Source organism: Devosia equisanguinis, from assembly GCF_900631955.1.
GTDB lineage: Bacteria > Pseudomonadota > Alphaproteobacteria > Rhizobiales > Devosiaceae > Devosia > Devosia equisanguinis.
Genome location: NZ_UZWD01000038.1, coordinates 293,778 through 317,228 on the forward strand (window position 1 = coordinate 293,778; position 23,451 = coordinate 317,228).

The following is a 23,451-nucleotide window of genomic DNA, read 5'->3' on the forward strand; positions in this document are numbered from 1 at the left end:
GCCCATCGAAACCAGAGGACGGACAGCCCCTATGACCGCACGACCAAAACGCATCGACCTTCTGGGTGTCGCAACGGCCTCCGGCGCCTCGGTGCGCGGCTGTGGCATGGGGCCGGAAGCCCTGCGCGTCGCTGGCTTGATCGAGGCGCTGATCGATCTCGACCATATGGTCGGCGACCACGGCGACCTGCGCCGGCCGCAGCCGGAAATCTCCACCAACCCATCCAGCGGGCGTCTCCCCGACGAGCGCAAGTCCGACGTCTTGAGCCTGGCGCAACGCGTCAGCGATGCGGGGCTCGGTATTCTCGATGAAGGTCACTTTCCAGTGTTCATTGGCGGCGACCACTCGATTGCCATGGGCACGGTCTCCGCGGTGGCGCGCCATTGCCTGCCCGTGGGGCGCCCGGTGCATGTGCTGTGGATCGACGCGCATGCCGACTACAACACCCCGGACACCTCGCCCTCGGGCAATCTGCATGGCATGCCGCTGGCGCTGCTGTGCGGCGAGCCCGGCTTCGATGACAGTTTTACCGGCGACTGGCTGGGCCGGATCGATCCGCGCAATGTCTGCATTTTCGGGGCCCGGTCGGTGGATCGCGACGAGCGCCGGCTGGTGCACGCGCGCGGCGTCGATGTGGTCGACATGCGCAAGATCGACCAGTTGGGCGTGGTGGCGGCGCTGGCCAAGGTGATCGACCGCGCCAAGGCTGCCGGCGCGCATCTGCATGTCAGTTTCGATGTCGACAGTCTCGACCCGGCCATTGCACCGGGCGGCGGGACGCTCGTGCCGGGCGGACTGACCTATCGCGAGGCGCATCTGATGATGGAAATGCTGCATGACAGCGGCGTGGTGGGCTCGCTCGATGTGGTCGAGCTCAACCCCTTTCTCGACCACGGAGGCAAGAGCGCGACGCTGCTGGTGGACCTGGTGGCGAGCCTGTTTGGGCGGTCGATCATGGGCGAGGAGCCCGGGCCGATGGAGTTCGCCTCGGAGCAATGATCAGGCGGCGCGGCCTTGTTGCGGCAGGCCGATGATGGCGCAGTCGCGGCCGCTGGCCTTGGCCTCGTAGAGTGTCTGGTCGGCGCGGCGATAGAGCGAGTTGATGCCGTCATCGGCATCGGTGGACTGAACGATGCCGGCACTGAAGCGGACGGGCGCGCCATCGGGCAGGCGCAGGCCGGCGGCGAATTCATCGCGCAGCCGCTCGACGAAGCCGTGCACGGTGTTGGCATCGGCGCCCTGATAGATGAGACAGAATTCCTCGCCGCCCATGCGCGCAGCAATTGCCGGCTTGGGCTTGGCGTCACTGATGGTGGCCCCAAAAGCCGCCAGGACCCGGTCGCCTTCATCATGTCCCCAGCGGTCGTTCACCTGTTTGAAAAAGTCGAGATCGAGCGCTACGAAGGTGAAGGCGGTGCCCTGCCCCATCGACTGGTGCCAGAGTTTCGAGCCCCCCTCATGCAGCGCCCGTCGATTGACCAGGCCAGTCAGCTCGTCGCGGAAGGCGAGCTCGGCGAGCCGGGCTTCGGCGCGGTCCTTGAGGGCGGCGAGCCAGGACAGCGTAATGAGCGTGGTGCCGATATAGCTGGCAAAGAATGGCCAGGTATTGGAGGGATCACCGCTGATGGCGTAGAGATCGATGCGCCCCAGAAACACGGCCTCGGCAGGTCGGGACATGGCACTGACGAACGATACGCTATAGCCCATGGCCAGCAGCACGGCGGTGCTGGGCCGCACCACCTGACGCCCATGGATCAGCACGAACACCGCTGCGGCGCCCAATTGCGCGCTGAGCACCACGGCGATGACGATGGCCGATTGTTCGGCGGTGATCGGTAGCAGCAATATGGCCGCCACGGCGCTGACGGGCGGGGTGATGAACCAGGCGCGATGCACGCGCCGGCCAGTCATCGCAACGACGGCGGCCCATTGCAGCGCAATGATAGAGGTGACGCAGCCGCCATAGATCGCCACCAGGAAGATGTTGCGGGTGAGCACCGCCGGAATGACCGCCGCCCAACTGAACACCGCCATCAACAGCGCCAGGCAGAACATGATGGTTTCCGGACGATCCCGGCGGAGCGTCATGATCGGAACAGCAATGGCAAAGACGATGATGCTGACGATACGCGCCACCACCAATGTCGGCATGTCCAATTCCAATGCCGTACTCAAAACGCGCCTCCGACGGACCCAAGCAACCGTCACTTGGCGCAAGCTAAGCCAAAGGCCGTAAATTAATGGTTTTAGTTAGGTAGAAGTACCGAGCGCCGAGCGGCCTGTGCGGCTGCGGCGTCGAGAGATGAACCGGTGAAAAAGCGGAACGCCGCCGGCTCGTTGGAGCCTGCGGCGTTCCCAAAGGTTCGATCTGGATGCAGACGTCAGGCGGTTGCCGGCTCGTCTTCCTTCTTGCGCTCGGAATAGATGTAGAGCGGACGCACGTCCTTGCCCTTCACCACATCCTCGCTGATCACCACTTCCTCGACGCCTTCAAGCGAAGGCAGGTCGTACATGGTGTCGAGCAGGATGGCTTCCATGATGGAGCGGAGGCCGCGGGCACCGGTCTTGCGCTCGATGGCCTTCTCGGCGATGGCCTTGAGGGCATCTTCGTGGAAGGTGAGCTCGACCTCTTCCATCTGGAACAGGCGCTGGTACTGGCGCACCAGAGCGTTCTTCGGAGCGGTGAGGATTTCGATCAGCGCAGGAATGTCGAGGTCTTCGAGGGTCGCGAGAACCGGCAGACGGCCGATGAATTCCGGGATCAGGCCGAAACGCACCAGGTCCTCCGGTGCCACGTCCTTGAGCAGATCGCCGACGCGGCGGTCCTGCGGGTCCTTGACGGTGGCCGAGAAGCCGATGCCAGAGCCTTCGCCACGCGCTGAAATGATCTTCTCGAGGCCGGCAAAGGCGCCGCCGCAGATGAAGAGGATATTGGTGGTGTCGACCTGCAGGAATTCCTGCTGCGGATGCTTGCGCCCGCCCTGCGGCGGCACGGAGGCGACAGTGCCTTCCATGATCTTGAGCAGGGCCTGCTGCACGCCTTCGCCCGACACGTCACGGGTGATCGAGGGATTGTCAGACTTGCGGGAAATCTTATCGACTTCGTCGATATAGACGATGCCGCGCTGGGCCTTTTCGACATTGTAGTCGGCGGCCTGGAGCAGCTTGAGAATGATGTTTTCCACGTCCTCGCCCACGTAACCGGCTTCGGTCAGCGTGGTGGCGTCGGCCATGGTGAAGGGCACATCGAGAATGCGGGCCAGCGTCTGCGCCAACAGCGTCTTGCCCGAGCCGGTGGGCCCGATCAGCAGAATATTGGACTTGGAGAGTTCCACATCCTGGTTCTTGGTCGCGTGGTGCAGGCGCTTGTAATGGTTGTGCACGGCCACGGACAGCACGCGCTTGGCGCGGAACTGGCCAATGACGTAGTCGTCCAGCACCTTGCAGATCTCAGCTGGGGTGGGCACTCCGTCGGAGGATTTGACCATGGAGGTCTTGTTCTCTTCGCGGATGATGTCCATGCACAGCTCGACGCATTCATCACAGATGAAGACAGTCGGGCCGGCAATCAGCTTGCGAACCTCGTGCTGGCTCTTGCCGCAAAACGAGCAGTAGAGCGTGTTCTTCGAGGTTTCGCCGTTCGTTGTCTCTTTGGACATCCTGTCACTCCCGGGGACTGAGGGCCCCCTTGTTCAAGCGCTAACGGAGACCGTAACGCGCAAGACATAAAGAAAGTCTAAGCCGAAACGACCTTAAAGGCCGTTCCGGCTGGGTGCAATTGCGCTTGGATCACAGTCCACGGCGCACCAGCATTGTGCTTAACGCGCAGCAATCAGCTTGCAGCCTCGGGGACGGCGCGCTTTTCGTGGATGGAATCGATGAGGCCAAAGGTCTTGGCCTCTTCCGGGCTGAGGAAGCGATCGCGCTCGAGGGCGTTCTCGATTTCCTCGTAAGTGCGGCCCGTGTGCTTCTCATAAATCTGATTAAGACGCCGCTTCAAACCCTCGACTTCCTTCGCATGAATCAGGATGTCGGTGACCTGACCCTGGAAGCCGCCGGAGGGCTGGTGGACCATGATGCGGGAGTTGGGAAGCGAGGTACGCATGCCGGCTTCACCGGCTGCGAGCAGCAGCGACCCCATGGACGCGGCCTGGCCCATCACCATGGTGGCAACGGCGGGGCGGATGAATTGCATGGTGTCGTAAATGGAAAGGCCAGCCGTCACCACGCCGCCGGGCGAGTTGATGTACATGGCGATTTCCTTTTTCGGATTCTCCGATTCGAGGAAGAGCAGCTGTGCCACGATGAGGGAGGCCATGTTGTCCTCGACCACACCGGTCACGAAAATGATGCGCTCGCGCAGGAGGCGCGAATAGATGTCGAAGGCGCGCTCGCCCCGATTCGACTGCTCGACCACCATGGGTACGAGCGTGTTCATGTAAAGATCGTGCGGATCCCGCATATGATTGCCCCTTGGCACCTGTCCGCGTCGCGAGCCGGATGGTGCACTTGGTTGGATGGACCATGCCCCTTCCCCGAACGCGCATGTGGCGAAGTCAGAGGGCATGTCGGAATATCGAATCAGCGCGACAGGCCGATTGCAGGCTATGCCGCCTTAATGGGCGGTAAAGGCACAGATAGGCGGCAATGAGGCGCGCTTCAATAGGCAGATCGATCTACCGCCGATCAGGGTGAACGCATCCCCTAGCGGATCAGCAGGGAGACCACCATGGCCAGGAAAACCAGACCGATAAGGCCGCAGACAATGCGTATATAGGTCTGCAGCCTGGCGCACTCCCGCAGGGCGGCGCTGCGTTCAGGCTCGGCCAGGCGTAATGCCTGGTCTTTTGCGCGGTACGCCCTGCCCGAGCCGGGAATTTTCGACAGGTCCATGTACGGCCGCAGCCTGGGATCGGCCAGCTGTCTGGTCTCGATGTTCTTGAACTTGTTGCCAAGCACGGAGTCCCAGGCAATCGCACCGGTCAGCGATACCAGTATGAAGACCAGAAACGCGCCTTGCCAAAAATCCATCGGGCTAGTCGGTGAACCCGACCGCAACACCCTTCTTGCGGAAATAGGCCTGCATCAGCTTGCGGCCCTGGCGGTTGCCCTGGGCCAGCTTGGCGGTTTGGAAAGTGGCTTCCTTGACACCTTCCCTGGCCATTGCCGCCTTGAGGGCAGCGATGTGGGCGTCGAGGTCTTCGTTGTCATTCTTGATCGAGGCGTAGATGGCGTCGATGGCGGCGGAAACGGTCAGGTCGCTCACGGGTCGAGAATCCTCAGTCGAGTTTGGCTGCCTTCAGAACATCATTGATGCGTCCTTGCCAACCTTTTCCTGTGGCCTTGAACTTTTCGATGACGTCGGGGTCGAGGCGCAGGGAAATCTGCTGCTTGGGGGTATCGACAGGCGGACGGCCACGCGCGCGGCGGATGCTTTCGGCGAGGTCCGGGAAGACCTCGGCGAAGGGGCGGGCCTGTGCTATCTGTTCATCCGTCAACTCTGGGCTGTCTACAGCGTCCCAATCTTCGCGCGTGTAGCCGCGTCCTTCTACAAATTCTTTCACAGCAGAAGTCTCCTTTCACGAGCACTCGCCGGACGCATGGAAATAACAGAAATCGCTTCCGTCCCATAACGCACGTGTACCACCACGATCCCAACGCCATCGTGCCAACCAACTGCAATTTTTCTTCCAAGCTTTCCCGGAAGCGTAGTGGCATCCACAAAGAATTCAGGAGTGAGCTCGGCAAAATCCAGGCCGTGCTTGTCCAGATTGGCTTGTCGCTTCAGTTCGTCCCACACAATCTGCATTTTTGTATCACATTAAATAGGGCGATCCAATGACTTTGCCAGAGGGCGAAAGAGGCGTCGATGGCGATTGCTTTGCGGCTGGAAGGCCGTAGATTTGACCAATCGATAAAAGCGTCGCAGAGCCCCCGCATATCCATGGCCGCCATTATTCAAGTCAAGCCGATCACCGATGTCCCCGACATGCTGCGCGCCAGCGCCCAACCGCAGGACCCGGACTTCTACCAGAACCCCTACCCTTTCTATGCCCGCCAGCATGCTACCCACCCGGCCTTCTTCTGGGAGGAATATGGCCATTGGTGCTTCGCCGACTTCAAGACCGTGAGCCTGTTGCTGCGCGACAAGCGGTTCGGCCGGGACATTCTGCATGTCGCCAGCCGCGAGGAGATCGGCCTGCCGGCGCCCAAGCCGCATGTCGCGGATTTCGATCTGACTGAGAAGCATTCCCTGCTCAATCTCGAGCCGCCCGACCACACACGGCTTCGTACACTGGTGAACCGGGCATTTGTATCGCGCCAGGTCGAGCAGTTGCGGCCGCGCATCCGGCAATTGGCACACGAGATGATCGATGGCTTCGAGGGGGAGGACAGCGTCGACCTGATCAAGGCTTTCGCCGCGCCGATCCCGGCCATCATCATTGCCGAGATGATCGGATTGCCGGCAGAGATGGCGCCGCAGTTGCTCAATTGGTCCAACCGCATGGTGACGATGTACATGTACAATGTCAGCCGCGAGACCGAGCTCGACGCCAATCAGGCAGCGGCAGATTTCACTGCCTATCTGCGGGAAGTGATCGCCGAGCGCCGCAAGGCGCCGCGCGAGGACCTGCTCAGCCATATGCTGACCACCGACCGCGACGGCGATGTGCTGGACGAGGACGAGGTGATGTCCACCGCTATCCTGCTGCTCAATGCCGGCCATGAGGCGACGGTGCATACGACTGGCAATGGCGTCAAATCCATCCTCGAAAGCGGCATCGATCCCAAGACGCTGTTCGTGACCCCGGAGCAGACGGAGGCGACGGTGGAAGAATGCCTGCGCTTCGACGCGCCGCTGCATCTGTTCACTCGCTATGCGCTTGTCGACACCGAACTCAACGGCATCCCGCTGCGCAAGGGCGATGTGGTGGGGCTGATGCTCGGCGCCGCCAATCGCGATCCGGCACGCTTCGCCCATGCCGACCGGTTCGACCCGTTCCGCACCGATGGCGCCAATGTCAGTTTTGGCGCCGGCATTCACTTCTGCATCGGCGCGCCGCTGGCGCGAATAGAATTGCAAGAGTCCATGAAGGTGCTGTTCGAACGGCTGCCGAAGCTCAGGATTGCCGAGCCGCCGCGCTATGGGAATGTGTATCATTTCCATGGGCTGGAGAGGCTGATGGTGAGCTGGAAGTAGGCCGCTGGCGTCGCGGTGGGCCATACGCCCCTCTTTCATTCGCTCCCCAGTCGTCACCTTCGGGATCGACCCGAGGGGTCTTGGCTGCCTGGCCTGCGCGAAGAAAGAGCCCTCGGGTCAAGCCCGAGGGTGACGATCTGGGGTGGTGGAAATGCTGCGAGCAGACACAAAAGGGGACCTTTCGGTCCCCTTCTCTCATTCTCAGTGCGGGGCGTTTATTGCGCGGGAACGGCGTCCGCATCGGCGTCGAGGTTTTCGACGCTTTCGCCGCGGTCGTAGGTGGCCTGATCGAGAATGCCCTCGCGCTTGGCGACGATGGTGGGCACCAGAGCCTGGCCCGCAACGTTAACCGCGGTGCGGCCCATGTCGAGGATGGGGTCGATGGCCAGCAGCAGGCCGACGCCTTCGAGCGGCAGGCCGAGGGTCGAGAGGGTCAGCGTCAGCATGACCGTGGCGCCGGTGAGGCCGGCGGTGGCGGCGGAGCCGATGACCGAGACGAAGACGATCAGCAGATAATGCTCGATGCCCAGGCTGATGCCGAAGAACTGGGCGACGAAGATGGCCGAGATCGCTGGATAGATGGCAGCGCAACCGTCCATCTTGGTGGTGGCGCCGAGCGGCACGGCGAAGGAGGCATATTCACGCGGTACGCCGAGATTCTTTTCGGTGATGCGTTCAGTCACAGGCAGCGTGCCGATAGACGAGCGCGACACGAAGGCGAGCTGGATGGCGGGCCATGCGCTCTGGAAATAGCGGATGGGGTTGAGGCCATTGGCCTGCAGCAGCGCCGGATAAACGACGAACAGCACCAGGACGAGGCCGATATAGATGGCGGCGGCATACCAGCCGAGTTGCGCCAGGGCGTCCCAGCCGTAGACGGCGACGGCATTGCCGAGCAGGCCGATCGTGCCGATGGGCGTCAGGCGAATGACCCACCACAGGACCTTGTGGATGATCTTGAGGAAGGAGCGGTTGAAGGCAAGGAACGGATCGGCGGCCGGGCCGACGCGCAGGGCTGCAACGCCGACGACGATGGCGACGATAAGAATCTGCAGCACGTTGAAGTTTAGGCTGGTGGTGGCGCCGCTATCGGAGACGCGGGTCGATGCCTGCAGGCCGATGAAGTTGGACGGGATCAGGCCCTTGAGGAAGTCCAGCCAGGAGCCGGTGGAGGATGGCGCGCGGGCCGCGGCTTCGGTGACAGCGGTATGGACGCCGGGCTGGATGATGAGGCCCAGCGCGATGCCGATGGCCACGGCGATCAGCGCGGTGATGGCGAACCAGAGCAGCGTCTGCCACACCAGCTTAGCGGCATTGTTGAGCTCGCGCAGATTGGCGATGGAGGCAACGATGGCGGTAAAGACCAGTACCGGCACCAGAGCGCGCAGCAGCGAGACGAAAGACGAGCCGATGGTGGCAAGGGTGACCGTCAGCCAATTGGCATTGCCGGCGGCATCAGGACCCATGGTGCGGGCGATGAAGCCCAGGACCAGGCCGATGACCATGGCGGCAAGCACCTGAACGCCGAAATTGCGGTAGAGCGGCTTTGGCGCGCGTGGCGCAGCGCCGGCCGAAACGGTAGTTGGCATGACAAACCTCGTCAGAGAAGACCGCTCGCACAAGGCTTGTGCAGCTTGCCTCACAATTAGCCAGGACCATACGCCTGACGCCGACGAAGTTCAGCGCATGACATTCCCTTTGCGTAGCGCGCGGAAGATAATTCTATCGCCCAATGCCAATCATCGAGAAAATCCGCTCACAGGCGGCGGGTAATGAGGGTAGCGAGCGCAGCGATGACTGGCAGGGTGATGAGACTCGTGGCGAGGGCGATCACCATGGGACCCGGCCCGGGATCTATCCAGACCAGGGCGGCAAGGACGAAGGCCAGAAGGCCGCTGGTGAGCCCGGCGACGCGGTGCACAATGCGCCAGGCGCGATCGGATGCGATCGGCCAGGGCATGCGCATGCCGGCATAGGTGTGGCGCTCGGCCTCGAACAGCACAAGGCCAAGCACCAGCAGCGCGCCGGCCAAAGCAAGGCCGGTAAAGCGGATGAGGTCGAGATCGGAGCCATTGCCCATGACCAGCAGGCCAAGCTGGCAGGCGGCGGCCACGGCGAGTGCCAGGGTCAGGGCGGGATCGAGAATGTGCTGCACCTTGGCGAAGTGGTTCTTGGTGAGAGCCCGACTGAGGAGGAAAAAGCCTGCCATGAGGGCGATCTGGATGAGGGGCGCCACGACCAGGGCCACATCGCGCGGCCAGAGCCAATCCGGGGTACTGCCCTGCCAGTGGGCGGGGAAGGCATAGTCGGCCGGAATATGCAGGAACCCCACCGCGGCCATGGCGACCGTCACGGTGAGAATGAGGGCATGGAAGCGGGTGACTAGGTTTTGCATGGCGGGATGGATATGGGAGTCCAGTGCCGAACCGCAAGAGCCCTCGCGTCAAGCGCGAGGGTGACGCGAGGTGGGGTACCGATAACGGCGAGGGTGACACGCGGTGGGTGGGAAGCAATGCGCAGGCAACGAGCGGTGGAGAGCGGACAGCGCGGGGGTGACGATCCAGTTTGTGAAAACATGCACCGCTAAACGCCGCTCGTCACCCTCGCGCATGACGCGAGGGCGTTTATCGGGTGATTTCGTCCCAAAGATCACGCCATTCAGGGTTGTGCTCCTCAATGAGCGCCACCTTCCAGGCGCGTATCCAATGCTTGAGGTTCTTCTCCCTCTGGATCGCGAGCGGCACGGTCTCGAGGACGTCAAAGTGCACCAACTGCTTGATGTTGTGCTCCTTGGTATAGCCGTCGGCGACACCTTCTCGATGCTCCCAAACACGGCGAACAAGGTTGTTGGTTACGCCAACATAGATTTCGCCGCGTGGGTGGTTTGCAAGGATGTAGCCCGCCATCGCAGGATGGTCGGCAGAAAGAGCCCTCGCGTCAAGCGCGAGGGTGACGAGCGGGTGGGGGGGGGACGACCGGTGGGGGCAGGCAGTGCGAGGGTAACGAGTGGGCCTAGCAGGCGAAGATTGGTGGGGTGACAAAGAAAAAGGGCCGCTTTCGCGACCCTTTTCGAACTTGGTTCGATCCAGCGATTAACGCTTGGAGAACTGGAAGGAGCGGCGGGCCTTGGCCTTACCGTACTTCTTACGCTCGACAACGCGGCTGTCGCGGGTCAGGAAGCCACCCTTCTTGAGGACCGGGCGCAGGGCCGGCTCGAAATAGGTGAGAGCCTTGGAGATGCCGTGACGAACGGCACCGGCCTGACCGCTGAGACCACCACCGGCAACGGTGACGTTGACGTCGTACTGGTCGAGGCGCTCGGAAGCGACGATCGGCTGCTTGACGATCAGCTGCAGAACCGGACGGGCGAAATATTTGGAGAATTCGCGGCCGTTGATGGTCAGCGTGCCCTTGCCCGGCTTGATCCAGACGCGAGCGACGGCGTTCTTGCGCTTGCCGGTGGCATAGGCGCGGCCGAGGCTGTCCAGCTTCTGGGTGTGAACCGGAGCATTGTTGGCCGGAGCGGCAGCGGAAGTGCCGAGGTCTTCGAGAGAGTTGATGGTTTCAGCCATATTACTTCACCCGGACGTTCTTGGAGTTCATCGCAGCGACGTCGAGCTTAGCCGGGTTCTGCGCTTCATGGGGATGCTCAGCACCGGCATAGACGCGCAGGTTCTTGAGCTGGGCGCGGGTCAGCGGACCGCCCGGCATCATGCGGCGCACAGCGTTCTCGAGGACGCGGTTCGGGAAGCGGCCTTCCAGCAGCTCACGAGCAGTACGGTCCTTGATGCCGCCGGCATAACCGGTGTGCCAGTAGAAGCGGTGCTGGTCGAGCTTGCGGCCGGTCAGCTTCACCTTGTCGGCATTGATGACGATGATGTTGTCACCCATGTCCATGTGCGGGGTGAAGGTCGGCTTGTGCTTGCCGCGCAGACGCGAGGCGATGATGGAAGCAAGACGGCCCACGACCAGCCCTTCGGCGTCGATGAGGATCCACTTCTTCTCGATCTCGCTCGGTTTTGCCGAGTAAGTGCTCATGTTGAAATCCCTAAGATTCATGCAGCCAGACCGCAGGGGAATGGCTCGTTCGCGGCGGGGTGTATGGGAGATTCCATGACCCGTCAAGTGCATTGAAAAAGATCAGTGTTTTCAGTGGCTTATAAAAGCGGTATTATAATACCGCACCACCCCATACCGTCTGGAATAGTGGAAGTGACGCTGAAGTGGCGCCACTTCGCTTGGGGATTCAGCGCACGCGGCGCATGTCGGCGATATAGCCGATGGCGAGGCCGGCCAGCATGAAGGCCAGCGCCTGGTGACCGACGGCGAGGCCGATCGGCACGCCCGCGAGCAGGGTGGCAATGCCCAGGCAGACCTGGAGCAGCAGGATGACGCCGATGCGGGGTAGCCAGCCATGGACGCCGCCAAAGCCGCCATCCTTGTGGCGCCGCCAGATCAGCCAGCCTATATAGGCGGTGATGAGATAGGCGATGCCGCGGTGAATGAACTGCACGGTCATGGCGTTTTCGAACAGATTGCGCCAGGCAGGCTCCATGATGAAGAGGCCCTTGGGAATGATGGCACCATCCATCAGCGGCCAGGTCTGGTAGCCCATGCCGGCATCGAGACCGGCGACAAAGGCCCCTGCCCCGATCTGCATGATCACGAGCAAGAGGAGAAGCGCGGCCGTGCCCATGTGGAAGCCGCTGACATGACCGATGACGCGGCCGGGGGTGATGGAGCGGGCAACATAGATCAGGGCCACGAAGAGCAGACACGCAGCGGTGAGGTGGGCGGCCAGGCGATATTGGGAGACCGAGGTGAGTTCGGTGAGGCCCGAGGTGACCATCCACCAGCCCAAAGCGCCCTGGAAGCCGCCAAGGATGAAGAGACCGAACAGCGGCAGCGCCAGTTCGCGCGACAGGCGCTTCTGCACCAGGAAAACGACGAAGGGCACGAGGAAGACCAGGCCAAGCGCCCGCGCCAGCAGGCGGTGGAACCATTCCCAGAAGAAGATGAACTTGAAATCATCGAGGCTCATCCAGGAATTGACCACCGAATATTGCGGGATCTGTTGATAGGCCTGGAACTCTGCCTGCCATTCGGCGTCGTTGAGCGGCGGAATGACACCGGAGATCGGCTTCCAGCTGGTGATGGACAGACCAGACTCGGTGAGACGCGTAATGCCGCCGACCACCACGATCAGCAGCACGAAGGCGGCGAGGCCGTAGAGCCAGATGCGAACGGGACGAAGACGGTCGCTGGCGAAGCTGACTTGGCCTGGTGCGGCATCTTGCAAAGAGGTCACGGCACTTTTCCGGTATCGGTGGGGCTGGCGGAGTGGTAATGCCAGCTCAGTTTAGTCGCAACAGCCCAGATGCCGCACATGACGCAGCGTAACCGCAAGTTGATCGGAGCTTTCCTGCTGGTGGGGTCGATCGTTTTGTGGTGCGTGCTGGCGACCGCGATCTACCTTATGCTGCCCGAGGGGCTGCCGGGACTGGTGCTGATCGGCTATTTCGTCATTGCCGGCATGGGGTGGCTGCTGCCCTCGATGGTCATCATCCGCTGGATGGCGCGGCCTAACGTCGTGCCTGGCCAGACTAGCCGGTGATCTTGCCAAGTTGGGTGAAAAGCCCGCCGCTGGCGAAAATATCGACATAGCGGTGCTGCTGAAAGTAGCCGTTGAGCGAGACGCGTGGCAGTGACCACGGCGTCTGGGCATGGTGGGCGTAGAGCCCGCCCGGCCGTGTGGTGACCGCGGTGCTGAACCCCGCCTCCCGCGCCAATTCGTATTCGCGTGGACCACAGGAGAGCGGACCGCCGAGCGGATAGGAAAAATGCTGCGGCCTCGTACCGAACTGGGCTTCGATGATGTCGGCCGACTGGGTCATTTCGCGCGCCGCCTGTAGAGGGGGGAGCTTGGCGAGTTCGTAATGGTTCACGGTATGGGCGCCGATGGTGCAGAGCGGATTGTCTGCAAAGTGGCGCAGCTGCTGCCAGTCCATGATCAGCTCGCGGCATTGCACGTCGAGGTCATATCCGTAATTACCGGTGAACTCTTCGAGCAGTTTGAGCCGCTCGGGCTCTGGCAGCTTGCGCATGCGCCAATAGAGGCGCGCGAAGGCGTCCGCCTTCTGCCGTGTCGTGATGGTGTCGACATATTCGGTTTCGCCATCCTCGGTGAAAACCACGGCCTGCTGGCGGGCAATGATATCTTCGATGGCCTGCCACCAGATCTGGCCGACGCCGTCGACGAAGGCGGTGGGCACGTAGAGGGTGAACGGTGCCTCGTGGCGCTGCAGTATGGGCAGTGCGTGGGTGAGGTTGTCACGATAGGCGTCGTCGAAGGTGAGGACGACGAAGGGCCGCCCTTTTTCGGTAGCGCTGAGGCGGGTCATGGCCTCATCGAGCGACACAATGTCGATGCCGAGGTCGCGCACGCGCTCGATGCAGTAATCGAGAAAGTCTGGCGTGATCTGCAGGATGGCATTGGGCGAGAACGCGGCGGGGGTTTCGGGCAGCACCCGATGCAGGGTGAAGATCACCCCGCGCGATTGCGACAAAAGCCGCGACAGGTGCGGCATGCCGGAGAGCCATAGCACCTCGAAGGCGGCGCGGATGGCCGTGTATTTCAGCGACATGCCAGGCTCCGCCTCACGCGGCGACCGACTCGGCGAGCAGAGCAACCTCGACGCGCGGCAGGCCGGCATCCATCAACCGCCCGCGCACGAATTCGGCATCCTCGATATCGGTTTCCTCGCCGGCCACAAGGATGATGCGGCCTTCGAGCTCGGCAAAGCTATAGAGGGAGGACTGACGGCCGACGCGGCCGGTCAGCACCACCACGACCTCGTAGATGTCACAGAGGGCGTCGACCAGGGTCAGCGGCTTGCTGGACTTGGCATCGATGGCCAGACCCTGCCCCCAGCTGATTTCGGCAAAGCTGTTGTCGGCCGACTTCTGCACGATATCGCCGAAGCTGGCCTCGCCGGTGCTGAGGTCGGTGAGGCCGAGTTCCTCGGTCTGGCGGCCGGTGCCGGCATCGACCAGGGCAACGCTGAGACCCTTGGCCAGCGAGTCGCGCACCAGGTCTTCGGCGAGGTAGCGGCTGGGCAGGCTGGCGCTGTGGTCGGCGAGCAGCAGCAGGTGCGAGCGCCCCAGCACGAGATCGGAAGCGAGATCGTCATACTGCACGATCACCGGCGGACGGCGCGGGGCGCGGCGCGGCTGCGGAGCCGGCTCCGACGCGGCGATAGCAGCAGCAACCGGTTCCGGCTCGACGACCTGCGGCTGGACCTTGGCCGGACGGCGCGGCTGGTATTCCGGCTCGGACATCAGCGCCTCCATGAAGCTGCTGGCGGCGGCGGCATGCTGATGATCGATCGCGTCGGGGACCACGGCGGCCTCGTCGTCCTTGAACATCGGCAGTTCAGGCTCGTCCTCGCTGGACGCAAGGACAGGCTCCTCGACATCGGCGGCACGGCGCGCATGGGCGAAGGTGGGGCGCTCGGGCATGGCATAGATATCAGGCGCCTCGTAGAGGTCGGGAGTATCTTCGACGTCATGCGGCTCACCCATCGCCGGCGCCTCATAAAGAGGTGTGGCCTCGTGGAATGCCTCGTCTTCGGCGTTGATGGGAGCGGCGTGGTCCACGGCGGCAGCGACTTGTGGCTCGACCTGCTGGGTCTCGACGACGGCGCGGCCGGACATCAGCTCGCGGAAGATGATGGCGCCGATCTGGCCCATGAAGGAGACGAGGCCGACGGCCAGCATGATGAGAGCGGTCTGCGGGAAGGCCGGATTGACCGAGGGTGCAGCGACGCTCACCACGCGCACGTCCGGCAGGGCCGAGTTGGTTTCGACGCGCGAAGAGGCTTCGTTGTATCGGAGGAGATAGGCTTCGAGCAGATCGCGCTGGGCCTTGGCCTCGCGCTGCAGGCCATCGAGGGCAACAGTGTCCTTGGTGGCGACAGAGGCTTCGGTCTTGGCGCGGGTCAGGTCGGCCTGCAACGAGGTTTCGAGATCGGCCTCGATCTGCGCTTCGGCTTCGAGAGCCGAGGCGACGCGCTGGCCTTCGGCGCGAATCTGGCGATCCAGTTCGATGATCTGCGCGTCAATGGCACGGATGGCCGGATGGCTGGCCAGAAGCGTGGCGGAGCGCTGGGCCCTCTCGCCCTGCAACTGCGCCTTTTCCTGGCTAAGCTGCTGGATCACTACCGATGCGCGCACATCGCTGACACCCTCGATGGGCTGGCCACGCTCGATCAGGCCGCGAATGAGGGCGGCGCGCGACAGGGCGGTGTTCTTGCGCTCCTGGGCGGAATTGATCTGGGTCGCAATGGTGGAGAGCTGCTGGTCGAGCAGGCTGGTATTGTTCTGGCCGGTGAACAGGTCGTTGTCGACCTTGAACTGGGCCACGGCGGTTTCTGCTTCCTGCACCGACAGGCGAAGCCGGGCAATCTCGTCACGCAGCCAGGTCGAGGCTTCGGCCGTGTCGGAAATGGACAACTGGGCACGACGGCTCACATGCGCATTGGCGATAGCATTGGCGATGTCGGCGGCACGCTGCGGATTGGTGGAGCGCACGAGCACAGAGATAAGGCGGGAATCACGCTCCTGCACCACTGTCAGGCGGCTATAGAGCGTATTGAGCACGGTCTCATCGACGCTGACCGGCGCCGACTGGCGGCCCATCAGCTGGGTAATGACGGCCATGGGGGAAAAACCGCCCTGCGAGCCGTTGAACTCGGGAACCGAGCGCAGGTCCAGTTGGTCAATGACCTGAAGCAGCGTGTCGCGCGACTTGATCAGCTCGATCTGGCTGGAGACCACGCCAGCCTCATTGCCGCTGACCGACGGCGCGGCCTCGTTGGAGGCGCGCGAATAAGAATTGGAACGCGGCTCGACCAGGATCGAGGCCGAGGACTCGTAGAGCCGTGGCAGGAACATCAGCACCACGAAGGTCAGCGCCAACAGCACCAGCGTGACCAGCAGGATGCGCGGCAAGCGTTTGACGACAGCGCCGGTCACCGCACCGATATCGATGCGTGCGTCGGAATAAGCTGAAGAATCGTGTGCCATGGCCAACCCTCGGAATTTGCCGAAGTGTCGGCCAATCGTGGTCAACATTCAGTTAATCGCTTTCGCAATTCGCATGAGGGCATTTCCCGATAAGGAAAATCTTAACCATGCACAGCGATGCTGGGCCCATCTTCGAATGCGCGAGACCGCCATGCGCTGGCTTTCAGCCCTACTCATCGTTCTGCTTGTTCCCATGCTTGCTGCCTGTGTCAGCACGAGACCATCGACCTATCTGGTCGATACCAAGGGGCCGTACCAGTTGGACACCGGCGACGTCGTGCGCGTGTCGGTCTATGGTGACGCCGAACTCAGCAAGAGCTATCGCGTGGACGATAACGGTGCCATCGCCTTCCCGCTGGTGGGTCCGGTGCAGGTGCGTGGCGCCACCACAGCCAATGCCGCCTCCCGGCTCGCCGGCGCGCTGGCCAATGGCTATATGCGCAATCCCGACGTCGCCGTGGAAGTCGAGCAATATCGGCCCTTCTTCATTCAGGGCGAAGTGCGCACTTCTGGCCAGTTCCCCTATGTGTTCGGCATGACGGCCCGCGCCGCCATCAGCACGGCCGGCGGCTTTACCGACACCGCAGACCGCAACAAGGTGCTGGTCTATCGGCGCCAGGGCACCGAAATGGTGAAGGGCGGGGTCGACCTCGATTTCCCGATCTATCCGGGCGATACCATCGTCGTGAACGAACGCTGGTTCTAGGCAAGATGGCTCGAGAACCCCTGCGCATCCTGCAGGTCATGCGCGCGCCGGTCGGCGGCCTGTTTCGCCATGTCGCCGACCTCACCCGGGCGCTCAGCGCCCGCGGGCATGAGGTGGGTCTGGTGGTCGACACGCTGACCAATGATACCCAGACCGAAGGCCGGCTGGCCGCGCTCGAACCCCTTGCCGCACTGGGTATTCACCGCTTTCCCATGCCCCGGCTGTTCGGCAAGGGCGATGTGACGACTCCATTCGCCATTTCCAAGCTGGCGCGTCGCCTCAAGATCGATGTGTTGCACGGGCATGGTGCCAAAGGCGGGTTTTATGCCCGGCTGATCCGTTACGGCTCGAGCAAGGCCATTGCCTTCTATACGCCGCATGGCGGGGTGCTGCATTTTCCGGCCAGTTCGGCTTCGGGGCGGCTGTTTCACCAGCTCGAGAAGATGCTGATGGCCAAGACAGCGGCGATCATCTTCGAAAGCGCCTATGCGCAAAAAACCTATGCCGGGCTGATCGCCGCCCCCACCTGTCCCACCGAGGTGATTCACAACGGCCTGGCGCCGGAGGAATTCGAGCCGGTTCAACCCGTGGACGATGCCGCCGATTTCGTGTTTGTCGGCGAGTTGCGCGCGCTCAAGGGCATTTTTCCGCTGGCAGAGGCCATGGCCTGCCTGCATCGTGCGGATGGTCGTCCAGTACGGCTGGTGATGGCCGGGGACGGCCCGGAGCGCGCCGCGCTCGAACACCGACTCGCCAGTCTGGGCATTGCGGACACAGTGCAATTGGTGGGTTCCCAGCCGGCCCGCAAGGTGTTCGCGATGGGTCGCTGCGCCGTGGTGCCATCGCTGGCGGAATCACTGCCCTATGTGGTGCTGGAGGCAGCGGCGGCGCGGCTGCCAGTCATATCCACCAAAGTGGGGGGCATTCCCGAGATTTTCGGCCCCACGGCGGCAAGTCTGGTGCCCGCCAACGATGCCGAAGCGCTCGCCGGCGCCATGCAGGCTTTTCTGGACAAACCCGATGCGGCCGCGTCCGAAATGCTCCGTCGCCTCGAGCATATCCGGGCCGGCTTTTCGCTCGCGGTGATGACCGACGCCATCGAAGCCTTGTATTACCGCAGTCTCGGCAATGCACAGGGCTGACTTCACCGACTTTAAACGCCTGATGTGGAAGATACCGACGGTAGTGCGTTTGTCGGTAGTCGCATCATGTTCAAGATTGATCCCAAAAGGGCCATAGAGCGCCATTCAAGGCGCCATGTCGTCGACGAAGCCGACAGCCAGCCCCTGTCCTGGGCTGCCGAGGAGATCATTCGCAAGCAGCCAGAGCCGACGCTTTCCGGCGCGGTGATTTCCGGAATCGCGCAGATCGTCGAGGCCTTCCTGCTTGCCGCGCTGGGCTATGGCATCCATCTGGCATATGTCGATCCGGCGCAGGACTATTTCTATATTCCGGTGGTGCTGGTTACAGCGCTCCTGGCCAATGTGGCCTTCAACGTCGTGCGCTCGCACCGCATCGCGGCCTATCGCGATCTGTTCGGACAGCTGGGGCGCGTGCTTGCCGGCTGGGCAGCAGTGATGATCCTGCTCACCGTCACCATCTTCTTCTTCAAGGCCAGCGACATGGTCTCGCGTGTCTGGCTCTTGTCCTGGTTCCTGTCCGGCGCGGCGGTGCTGGTGGCCTATCGGCTCTTGTTGCGCGGGCTGGTGCAGCGCTGGACCGAACAGGGGCAGCTCAAGCGCCGCACCGTGATCGTGGGCGGCGGCCAGGATGCCGAGCAGCTGATCAACCAGATTCATGCCGGCGCCGACAAGGATATCAATCTACTGGGCCTGTTCGATGACCGCGATGGCGAGCGCTCGCCGGATATGGTCGCCGGGGTGCACAAGCTGGGCAGGGTCTCCGACCTCATCCATTTCGCACGGCGGACGCGGGTGGACCTGGTGCTAGTCTCCATGCCGCTGTCGGCCGAAAAGCGCGTACTCGACATGCTGACCCAGCTCTGGGTGCTGCCGGTCGATATTCGTCTCTCGGCGCATATGAGCAAGCTGCGCTTCACCGACAAGGCCTATTCCTATATCGGCGAAGTGCCCGTGCTCGACATGGCCGACCGGCCGATTTCCGACTGGAACCTGGTGTTCAAGTGGGTCTTCGACAAGGTGGTCGCAGTTGTTTCGTTGATCCTGCTGGCGCCGGTGATGATCATTACCGCCATCGCCATCAAGCTCGAGAGCAAGGGGCCGGTGTTCTTCATGCAGAACCGCCATGGCTTCAACAATGAGCTGATCCGCATCTACAAGTTCCGCTCGATGCGGACCGACATGCTCGACGGCGCCGCGGCCAAGCTGGTGACCAAGGGCGATCCGCGCGTCACACGCGTCGGCCGCTTCATTCGCAAGACCTCGATCGACGAACTGCCGCAACTGTTCAATGTGCTCAAGGGCGAGCTGTCAGTGGTGGGGCCGCGTCCGCATGCGCTGCAGGCCAAGGCGGACAACAAGCTCTATTACGAGGCTGTCGAAGGCTATTTTGCCCGCCATCGGGTCAAGCCGGGGATGACCGGCTGGGCCCAGATCAATGGCTGGCGCGGCGAGACCGACACGATCGACAAGATCATGCAGCGGGTGAACCACGACCTCTATTATATCGAGCACTGGTCGATCCTGCTGGATCTCTACATCCTGCTGATGACGCCGGTCTCGCTGATCTCGAAGAACGAGAACGCATATTGAGCGCAACGGCCACCTTTGACGGGCGCCTGGCGATGGCCGGCTCCGCTGGGGCCGGCCATGCTGCTGCAAAACGCCGGGCCACGCGGCTGCTCGACATCATGGTGTCGATCTGGATCTTTTCAGGTGGCATCGTCTTCTTCGAGCCCTCGCCCTATGAGCTGGCCTTCGTCTTCGTGCTGCTGCTGGCACTCATGGGTGGGGTTGGGCTCTATCGCTCAACCTTCGGACTCCTGGCCATCATATTGGGGTTTACGCCCTTCGCGCTGATCGCCTGTTTCCAGGTGCGGTACAACACCATCAGCGAGGCGCTGATCTTTTCGATCGTCACCATCTTCCTGATGATCACGAGCTATTTCGTCGCCAATTTCATCGCCGAATGCACCATCAAGCGGATGCGGCTGATCATGACGGCCTATACGGCAGTTGCTGTGCTTTCGGCTGTCATCGGTACGCTGGCCTATCTCGGCATCATGCCGGCTGCTGATCTGTTCGTGCGCTATGGCCGCGCCAAGGCCGCCTTCAAGGACCCCAACGTCTTCGCCCCCTTCCTGGTCCTGCCGGCCATGTTCGCGCTGCAGCGCATTCTGCTTGGTCGCGGCTGGCAGGTGATTATCGCCGGCGGGGTCTATGTCGCGCTGTTCATCGGCGTCTTTGTCAGCTTTTCGCGCGCTGGCTGGGCGCATTTCGCGCTGTCCTCAGCGGTCGTGCTGGGACTGGTCTTCTTGCTGGAAGCCAATGCCCGCGACAAGGCACGCATCATGCTGATGGCACTGGGTGGCGCATTTTTCCTCGTCGTGGCCATGGCGGGGCTGTTGTCCATCCCCGAGGTTTCCGACCTCTTCGCGGCGCGCCTGACCTCGCAGAACTACGATACCGGCGAGACCGGCCGTTTTGGCCGCCAGGGCTATGCCTTCGAGCTGGCGCTCAACAATCCCTGGGGCTTGGGCCCCGGCGAATTCCGCAATCTGCGCATCATCGAGGAGCCGCATAACGTTTTCGTCTCGGTCATCCATGTCTATGGCTGGGGCGGCGCGGCCTTCTTCTACATCCTGGTGTTCGGCACGCTGTGGAAGGGCGTGGCCATCATCACCCGGCCGTCCCCCTACCGATTGCTGGCCATTCCGGTGGTCGCGACCTATGCGCTCGTGGTCGGCGAATCGGCGATCATCGATTCCGACCATTGGCGGCACATCTATCTGCTGATCGGACTGGTCTGGGGGCTGTCGACCGCCATTCACAACGACCGTCGCCGCAGCGCGCCCCGCGACGAGATGCTGATCTAGCCTGATTTGATGCAGGGGGTGCGCGGGCTCGCCAGCGCTTCCAGCTCAGGCAGCTGGCATGTGCAAAACGGGAAGAATGTCCGTTTTGTTTTCACAAGCCCATTTAGGGGCTTGCTTCAAAAGCCCCATTTGCCTATGTCTCCGCGCAGTCGGGGCGTAGCGCAGCCTGGTAGCGCATTTGTCTGGGGGACAAAGGGTCGTCGGTTCAAATCCGGCCGCTCCGACCATTTCACCAAATCCGCCGCGCGCCTTGTCCCAGCCGGCATCGTATTGCCGGAACTGCCGATGACGCTGCGCGAAAGCGATCTGGCCGCCGCCATGTCCCTGTGGCCGCAATTGCAGGGCGCCACTGCGCGCCTGGTCAATCATTCCGAAAATCACACTTTCCGTTTCGATGCGCCCGGCCGGCCATCCTACATGCTGCGCGTGCACCGGCCGGACTATCAGAACGGCGACACGATCAGCAGTGAGCTGATGTGGATGGCGGCGCTGCGGCGGGACACAGAGCTGCCGATCCCCGTGCCCCTTTCGGGCGCCGATGGCCAATTGCTGCAGCGGTTCGAAACGCCGTATGGAGAGGGGCGCTTTGCGGTCCTGTTCGATCTCCTGCCGGGGAGCGAGCCAACGCCGGAACAGGACCTCGTGGGCCTCTTCCGCGTGCTCGGCGGTTATGCGGCGCGCATGCACCTGCATGTCATGGATTGGCAGCGACCGGAGGGCTTTCAGCGTCAGGCCTGGACAGCCGAGAGCATTCTCGACGCGGACGGGCTATGGGGTGACTGGCGCAACGGGCCAGATGTGGACGCCACCCTTCGCGCCACTCTCGATCGTCTCGATGCCGCGCTGCGCGAGGACCTTGCCGCCTATGGCACGTCTGGGGACCGCTATGGCCTCATCCATGCGGATATGCGGCTGGGTAATGTGCTGGTTGATGGCGAGCATGTCAGCCTGATCGACTTCGACGATTGCGGCTTCTGCTGGTTCACCTACGATTTTGCGGCGGCGATTTCGTTTCACGAAACGCATGCATCCGTGCCGGCACTGAAGGCGGCCTGGCTGGATGGGTATCGAGGGGTGCGGCCGCTCTCAGCCAGTGACATCGCCACGCTTGACACGATGATCCTATTGCGGCGCATGGCGCTGCTCGCCTGGATCGGCTCCCATGCCGAAACCACACTGGCCCAGACCCACGCCCCCGGCTTCGCCAAAGGCACAGCCGATCTGGCGGAACGCTATCTGGCGGTGCGGCGGGCGGCGCAAGGCTGAGCGCCTATTACCTTGGACAAAATGAACGGGCCCGCATCATTGTGCGGGCCCGGCTCAATCTCAAAGCAGATCGTCTGATCAGACGTACCAGATACCGTCATGGATATGCGGATCGACATTGGCCTTGTTCTCATTGCTTTCGGAGAAGAAGGCGAGCAGGTCGGCACGGTTCGTCTGATTGGTGTTGAGCTTGTTGACCCAATAGTCAAAACCCTGCTGGTCCGAAACACGGCCGAGAGTGTTGACATAGAGCAGTTCTACGAAGCGCCCGTTGCTGACGGTGCTCTGATCGCCATAGACGCGCGCAAATTCCGGTGAGTGAATGAAGCTATCGGAAATGGCATTGAGCCGGACGCCCTTGTCCATTTCCTTGATCCAGTAGCTCAGCCCTTCGGTGTCGGGCGTGCGGTGGAACGCTGCCTGATAGAGGCGGTAGGCCTGACCGGCATTGCCCGCGATATCGAAGGCGAGGACCCCACCATCCCCGAATTTTACGCGTTCAACTGCAGTCACATCCACAGTGACGCCTTGCACGTTGCTTGAGAACTGCCAGCCTTGCGGAATAGCCGCTTTGTAGTAGCTGGAAGCATTTCCAGGAAGATTTACTATATCAAAGCCGTTGCCGCCATCGACGAAGGAATTGCCGCGGCCGAGCGTGATGGTGTCGTTGCCGTTGCCAGCATAAATTTCGTCGTTGCCGCCACCGCCATAGATATAGTCGTTGCCGCTGCTTCCGATAAGCACGTCACGATACTGAGATCCGAAGATGGTGTCGTTGCCACTCAGCATGTTGGTGATGAGACCGGGCACATCGCCGGTGCGCGCGAAGCTGGCCACGGTGGTCATCGGCAGCTGCAGCTCGCTGATCTTGAAGGTCTGGATGCTACCGGCATACTGCGTATAGGACGTCAAAGTCCCGGCATAGATATTGCCGTTGCCGTCATACCTGAAGCCGTAGCCCTCGTAGACGTCGGTGCGGCCATTGGCGGTAATCGCGATCTGCGTGCTGTTCTGCAGATAGGTCTGCCCGGTCCATTTTGGCTGGTGCAGGAAATCTGTGCCAACCGATACGACGACTTTTGCCATAAGTACCTCCAACTACAAGCCTAATATGGCCACACGAGTACGGCGCCGGTATGGCATCGCGAGCCTGAACCGGGGATGAACGTGATGAAAAA

General features: G+C 62.2%; 24 protein-coding genes and 1 tRNA gene. 9 read left to right on the plus strand and 16 right to left on the minus strand.

The window, feature by feature from the left end:
- The first annotated feature begins 31 nt into the window (after positions 1 to 31).
- Complete coding sequence (gene rocF / locus DEVEQU_RS16325) at positions 32 to 1,000, plus strand: arginase (RefSeq protein ID WP_126151644.1); 969 nt, start codon at positions 32 to 34, stop codon at positions 998 to 1,000.
- Here the strand turns inward: rocF and DEVEQU_RS16330 are convergent, their stop codons facing one another.
- The 7 genes from DEVEQU_RS16330 to DEVEQU_RS16360 all read right to left on the minus strand — a co-directional run bounded on the left by DEVEQU_RS16330 (position 1,001) and on the right by DEVEQU_RS16360 (position 5,810).
- Positions 1,001 to 2,176: a GGDEF domain-containing protein gene (locus DEVEQU_RS16330; RefSeq protein ID WP_126151645.1), complete on the minus strand. Its 1,176-nt coding sequence runs from the start codon at positions 2,174 to 2,176 to the stop codon at positions 1,001 to 1,003.
- A gap of 206 nt (positions 2,177 to 2,382) precedes the next feature.
- Positions 2,383 to 3,660 (minus strand): ATP-dependent Clp protease ATP-binding subunit ClpX, encoded by a 1,278-nt coding sequence (gene clpX, locus DEVEQU_RS16335; RefSeq protein WP_126151646.1) that lies wholly within the window; start codon positions 3,658 to 3,660, stop codon positions 2,383 to 2,385.
- A gap of 173 nt (positions 3,661 to 3,833) precedes the next feature.
- Complete coding sequence (locus DEVEQU_RS16340; protein WP_126151647.1) at positions 3,834 to 4,463, minus strand: ATP-dependent Clp protease proteolytic subunit; 630 nt, start codon at positions 4,461 to 4,463, stop codon at positions 3,834 to 3,836.
- Between the two features lie 242 nt (positions 4,464 to 4,705).
- The gene (locus DEVEQU_RS16345) at positions 4,706 to 5,032 is read right to left on the minus strand and encodes a hypothetical protein (protein WP_126151648.1); all 327 of its coding nucleotides are present in this window, start codon (positions 5,030 to 5,032) and stop codon (positions 4,706 to 4,708) included.
- A 4-nt stretch (positions 5,033 to 5,036) separates the two neighbouring features.
- Positions 5,037 to 5,267, minus strand: a complete 231-nt coding sequence (locus tag DEVEQU_RS16350) for a hypothetical protein (protein WP_126151649.1) — start codon at positions 5,265 to 5,267, stop codon at positions 5,037 to 5,039.
- A gap of 13 nt (positions 5,268 to 5,280) precedes the next feature.
- Positions 5,281 to 5,565: a BrnA antitoxin family protein gene (locus DEVEQU_RS16355; protein ID WP_126151650.1), complete on the minus strand. Its 285-nt coding sequence runs from the start codon at positions 5,563 to 5,565 to the stop codon at positions 5,281 to 5,283.
- Complete coding sequence (locus DEVEQU_RS16360) at positions 5,562 to 5,810, minus strand: BrnT family toxin (RefSeq protein ID WP_126151651.1); 249 nt, start codon at positions 5,808 to 5,810, stop codon at positions 5,562 to 5,564. The genes DEVEQU_RS16355 and DEVEQU_RS16360 overlap by 4 nt, the downstream gene beginning before the upstream one ends.
- 135 nt (positions 5,811 to 5,945) lie before the next feature.
- Here DEVEQU_RS16360 and DEVEQU_RS16365 point away from each other — a divergent pair, with 135 nt between their 5' ends.
- The gene (locus tag DEVEQU_RS16365; protein ID WP_126151652.1) at positions 5,946 to 7,202 is read left to right on the plus strand and encodes a cytochrome P450; all 1,257 of its coding nucleotides are present in this window, start codon (positions 5,946 to 5,948) and stop codon (positions 7,200 to 7,202) included.
- A 215-nt stretch (positions 7,203 to 7,417) separates the two neighbouring features.
- Here the strand turns inward: DEVEQU_RS16365 and DEVEQU_RS16370 are convergent, their stop codons facing one another.
- The 6 genes from DEVEQU_RS16370 to DEVEQU_RS16395 all read right to left on the minus strand — a co-directional run bounded on the left by DEVEQU_RS16370 (position 7,418) and on the right by DEVEQU_RS16395 (position 12,510).
- Positions 7,418 to 8,791 carry a dicarboxylate/amino acid:cation symporter gene (locus DEVEQU_RS16370; RefSeq protein ID WP_126151653.1) on the minus strand — a complete coding sequence of 458 codons (1,374 nt, stop codon included), beginning with the start codon at positions 8,789 to 8,791 and terminating at the stop codon, positions 7,418 to 7,420.
- A 167-nt stretch (positions 8,792 to 8,958) separates the two neighbouring features.
- A complete protein-coding gene (locus tag DEVEQU_RS16375) occupies positions 8,959 to 9,597 on the minus strand; it encodes an SdpI family protein (protein ID WP_126151654.1) in 639 nt (212 codons plus the stop codon).
- Positions 9,598 to 9,826: 229 nt separating this feature from the next.
- A complete protein-coding gene (locus tag DEVEQU_RS16380) occupies positions 9,827 to 10,108 on the minus strand; it encodes a GIY-YIG nuclease family protein (protein WP_126151655.1) in 282 nt (93 codons plus the stop codon).
- Positions 10,109 to 10,294: 186 nt separating this feature from the next.
- The gene (rpsI, locus tag DEVEQU_RS16385) at positions 10,295 to 10,774 is read right to left on the minus strand and encodes a 30S ribosomal protein S9 (protein ID WP_126151656.1); all 480 of its coding nucleotides are present in this window, start codon (positions 10,772 to 10,774) and stop codon (positions 10,295 to 10,297) included.
- Position 10,775: 1 nt separating this feature from the next.
- Positions 10,776 to 11,240 carry a 50S ribosomal protein L13 gene (gene rplM / locus DEVEQU_RS16390; protein ID WP_126151657.1) on the minus strand — a complete coding sequence of 155 codons (465 nt, stop codon included), beginning with the start codon at positions 11,238 to 11,240 and terminating at the stop codon, positions 10,776 to 10,778.
- 208 nt (positions 11,241 to 11,448) lie between these two features.
- Positions 11,449 to 12,510 carry a COX15/CtaA family protein gene (locus tag DEVEQU_RS16395; RefSeq protein WP_223214265.1) on the minus strand — a complete coding sequence of 354 codons (1,062 nt, stop codon included), beginning with the start codon at positions 12,508 to 12,510 and terminating at the stop codon, positions 11,449 to 11,451.
- A gap of 78 nt (positions 12,511 to 12,588) precedes the next feature.
- Here DEVEQU_RS16395 and DEVEQU_RS16400 point away from each other — a divergent pair, with 78 nt between their 5' ends.
- The gene (locus tag DEVEQU_RS16400) at positions 12,589 to 12,816 is read left to right on the plus strand and encodes a DUF2842 domain-containing protein (RefSeq protein WP_164550450.1); all 228 of its coding nucleotides are present in this window, start codon (positions 12,589 to 12,591) and stop codon (positions 12,814 to 12,816) included.
- Here the strand turns inward: DEVEQU_RS16400 and DEVEQU_RS16405 are convergent.
- A complete protein-coding gene (locus tag DEVEQU_RS16405) occupies positions 12,806 to 13,846 on the minus strand; it encodes a polysaccharide deacetylase family protein (protein WP_164550451.1) in 1,041 nt (346 codons plus the stop codon). The two genes, DEVEQU_RS16400 and DEVEQU_RS16405, sit on opposite strands and share 11 nt — an antisense overlap.
- A gap of 13 nt (positions 13,847 to 13,859) precedes the next feature.
- Positions 13,860 to 16,286, minus strand: coding sequence for a GumC family protein (locus DEVEQU_RS16410; RefSeq protein WP_164550452.1), 2,427 nt, complete (start codon positions 16,284 to 16,286; stop codon positions 13,860 to 13,862).
- 151 nt (positions 16,287 to 16,437) lie between these two features.
- On the opposite strand from DEVEQU_RS16410, the gene DEVEQU_RS16415 reads away from it, so the two are divergent.
- The 6 genes from DEVEQU_RS16415 to DEVEQU_RS16440 all read left to right on the plus strand — a co-directional run bounded on the left by DEVEQU_RS16415 (position 16,438) and on the right by DEVEQU_RS16440 (position 22,273).
- Positions 16,438 to 16,992, plus strand: a complete 555-nt coding sequence (locus DEVEQU_RS16415; protein WP_164550453.1) for a polysaccharide biosynthesis/export family protein — start codon at positions 16,438 to 16,440, stop codon at positions 16,990 to 16,992.
- Positions 16,993 to 16,997: 5 nt separating this feature from the next.
- Positions 16,998 to 18,134 carry a glycosyltransferase family 4 protein gene (locus DEVEQU_RS16420; protein WP_126151662.1) on the plus strand — a complete coding sequence of 379 codons (1,137 nt, stop codon included), beginning with the start codon at positions 16,998 to 17,000 and terminating at the stop codon, positions 18,132 to 18,134.
- Between the two features lie 66 nt (positions 18,135 to 18,200).
- Positions 18,201 to 19,724 (plus strand): undecaprenyl-phosphate glucose phosphotransferase, encoded by a 1,524-nt coding sequence (locus DEVEQU_RS16425; protein WP_126151663.1) that lies wholly within the window; start codon positions 18,201 to 18,203, stop codon positions 19,722 to 19,724.
- A complete protein-coding gene (locus DEVEQU_RS16430) occupies positions 19,721 to 21,007 on the plus strand; it encodes an O-antigen ligase family protein (RefSeq protein WP_126151664.1) in 1,287 nt (428 codons plus the stop codon). The genes DEVEQU_RS16425 and DEVEQU_RS16430 overlap by 4 nt, the downstream gene beginning before the upstream one ends.
- Positions 21,008 to 21,157: 150 nt before the next feature.
- A tRNA-Pro gene (locus DEVEQU_RS16435) sits at positions 21,158 to 21,234 on the plus strand.
- Between the two features lie 58 nt (positions 21,235 to 21,292).
- Positions 21,293 to 22,273, plus strand: coding sequence for a phosphotransferase enzyme family protein (locus tag DEVEQU_RS16440; protein WP_126151665.1), 981 nt, complete (start codon positions 21,293 to 21,295; stop codon positions 22,271 to 22,273).
- Positions 22,274 to 22,351: 78 nt separating this feature from the next.
- Here the strand turns inward: DEVEQU_RS16440 and DEVEQU_RS16445 are convergent, their stop codons facing one another.
- A complete protein-coding gene (locus DEVEQU_RS16445) occupies positions 22,352 to 23,359 on the minus strand; it encodes a DUF4214 domain-containing protein (protein WP_126151666.1) in 1,008 nt (335 codons plus the stop codon).
- Positions 23,360 to 23,451 lie beyond the last annotated feature (92 nt).

What these genes read in the sequence shown, in the direction of transcription:
- DEVEQU_RS16405 (WP_164550451.1), bottom strand. Translation starts at nt 13,846, where the DNA reads ATGTCGCTGAAATACACGGCCATCCGCGCCGCCTTCGAGGTGCTATGG.
- DEVEQU_RS16415 (WP_164550453.1), top strand. Translation starts at nt 16,438, where the DNA reads ATGCGCTGGCTTTCAGCCCTACTCATCGTTCTGCTTGTTCCCATGCTT.
- DEVEQU_RS16365 (WP_126151652.1), top strand. Translation starts at nt 5,946, where the DNA reads ATGGCCGCCATTATTCAAGTCAAGCCGATCACCGATGTCCCCGACATG.
- DEVEQU_RS16425 (WP_126151663.1), top strand. Translation starts at nt 18,201, where the DNA reads ATGTTCAAGATTGATCCCAAAAGGGCCATAGAGCGCCATTCAAGGCGC.
- DEVEQU_RS16410 (WP_164550452.1), bottom strand. Translation starts at nt 16,286, where the DNA reads ATGGCACACGATTCTTCAGCTTATTCCGACGCACGCATCGATATCGGT.
- DEVEQU_RS16380 (WP_126151655.1), bottom strand. Translation starts at nt 10,108, where the DNA reads ATGGCGGGCTACATCCTTGCAAACCACCCACGCGGCGAAATCTATGTT.
- DEVEQU_RS16420 (WP_126151662.1), top strand. Translation starts at nt 16,998, where the DNA reads ATGGCTCGAGAACCCCTGCGCATCCTGCAGGTCATGCGCGCGCCGGTC.
- rocF (WP_126151644.1), top strand. Translation starts at nt 32, where the DNA reads ATGACCGCACGACCAAAACGCATCGACCTTCTGGGTGTCGCAACGGCC.
- DEVEQU_RS16445 (WP_126151666.1), bottom strand. Translation starts at nt 23,359, where the DNA reads ATGGCAAAAGTCGTCGTATCGGTTGGCACAGATTTCCTGCACCAGCCA.
- DEVEQU_RS16400 (WP_164550450.1), top strand. Translation starts at nt 12,589, where the DNA reads ATGACGCAGCGTAACCGCAAGTTGATCGGAGCTTTCCTGCTGGTGGGG.
- rplM (WP_126151657.1), bottom strand. Translation starts at nt 11,240, where the DNA reads ATGAGCACTTACTCGGCAAAACCGAGCGAGATCGAGAAGAAGTGGATC.
- DEVEQU_RS16370 (WP_126151653.1), bottom strand. Translation starts at nt 8,791, where the DNA reads ATGCCAACTACCGTTTCGGCCGGCGCTGCGCCACGCGCGCCAAAGCCG.
- DEVEQU_RS16345 (WP_126151648.1), bottom strand. Translation starts at nt 5,032, where the DNA reads ATGGATTTTTGGCAAGGCGCGTTTCTGGTCTTCATACTGGTATCGCTG.
- clpX (WP_126151646.1), bottom strand. Translation starts at nt 3,660, where the DNA reads ATGTCCAAAGAGACAACGAACGGCGAAACCTCGAAGAACACGCTCTAC.
- rpsI (WP_126151656.1), bottom strand. Translation starts at nt 10,774, where the DNA reads ATGGCTGAAACCATCAACTCTCTCGAAGACCTCGGCACTTCCGCTGCC.
- DEVEQU_RS16340 (WP_126151647.1), bottom strand. Translation starts at nt 4,463, where the DNA reads ATGCGGGATCCGCACGATCTTTACATGAACACGCTCGTACCCATGGTG.
- DEVEQU_RS16375 (WP_126151654.1), bottom strand. Translation starts at nt 9,597, where the DNA reads ATGCAAAACCTAGTCACCCGCTTCCATGCCCTCATTCTCACCGTGACG.
- DEVEQU_RS16440 (WP_126151665.1), top strand. Translation starts at nt 21,293, where the DNA reads ATGACGCTGCGCGAAAGCGATCTGGCCGCCGCCATGTCCCTGTGGCCG.
- DEVEQU_RS16360 (WP_126151651.1), bottom strand. Translation starts at nt 5,810, where the DNA reads ATGCAGATTGTGTGGGACGAACTGAAGCGACAAGCCAATCTGGACAAG.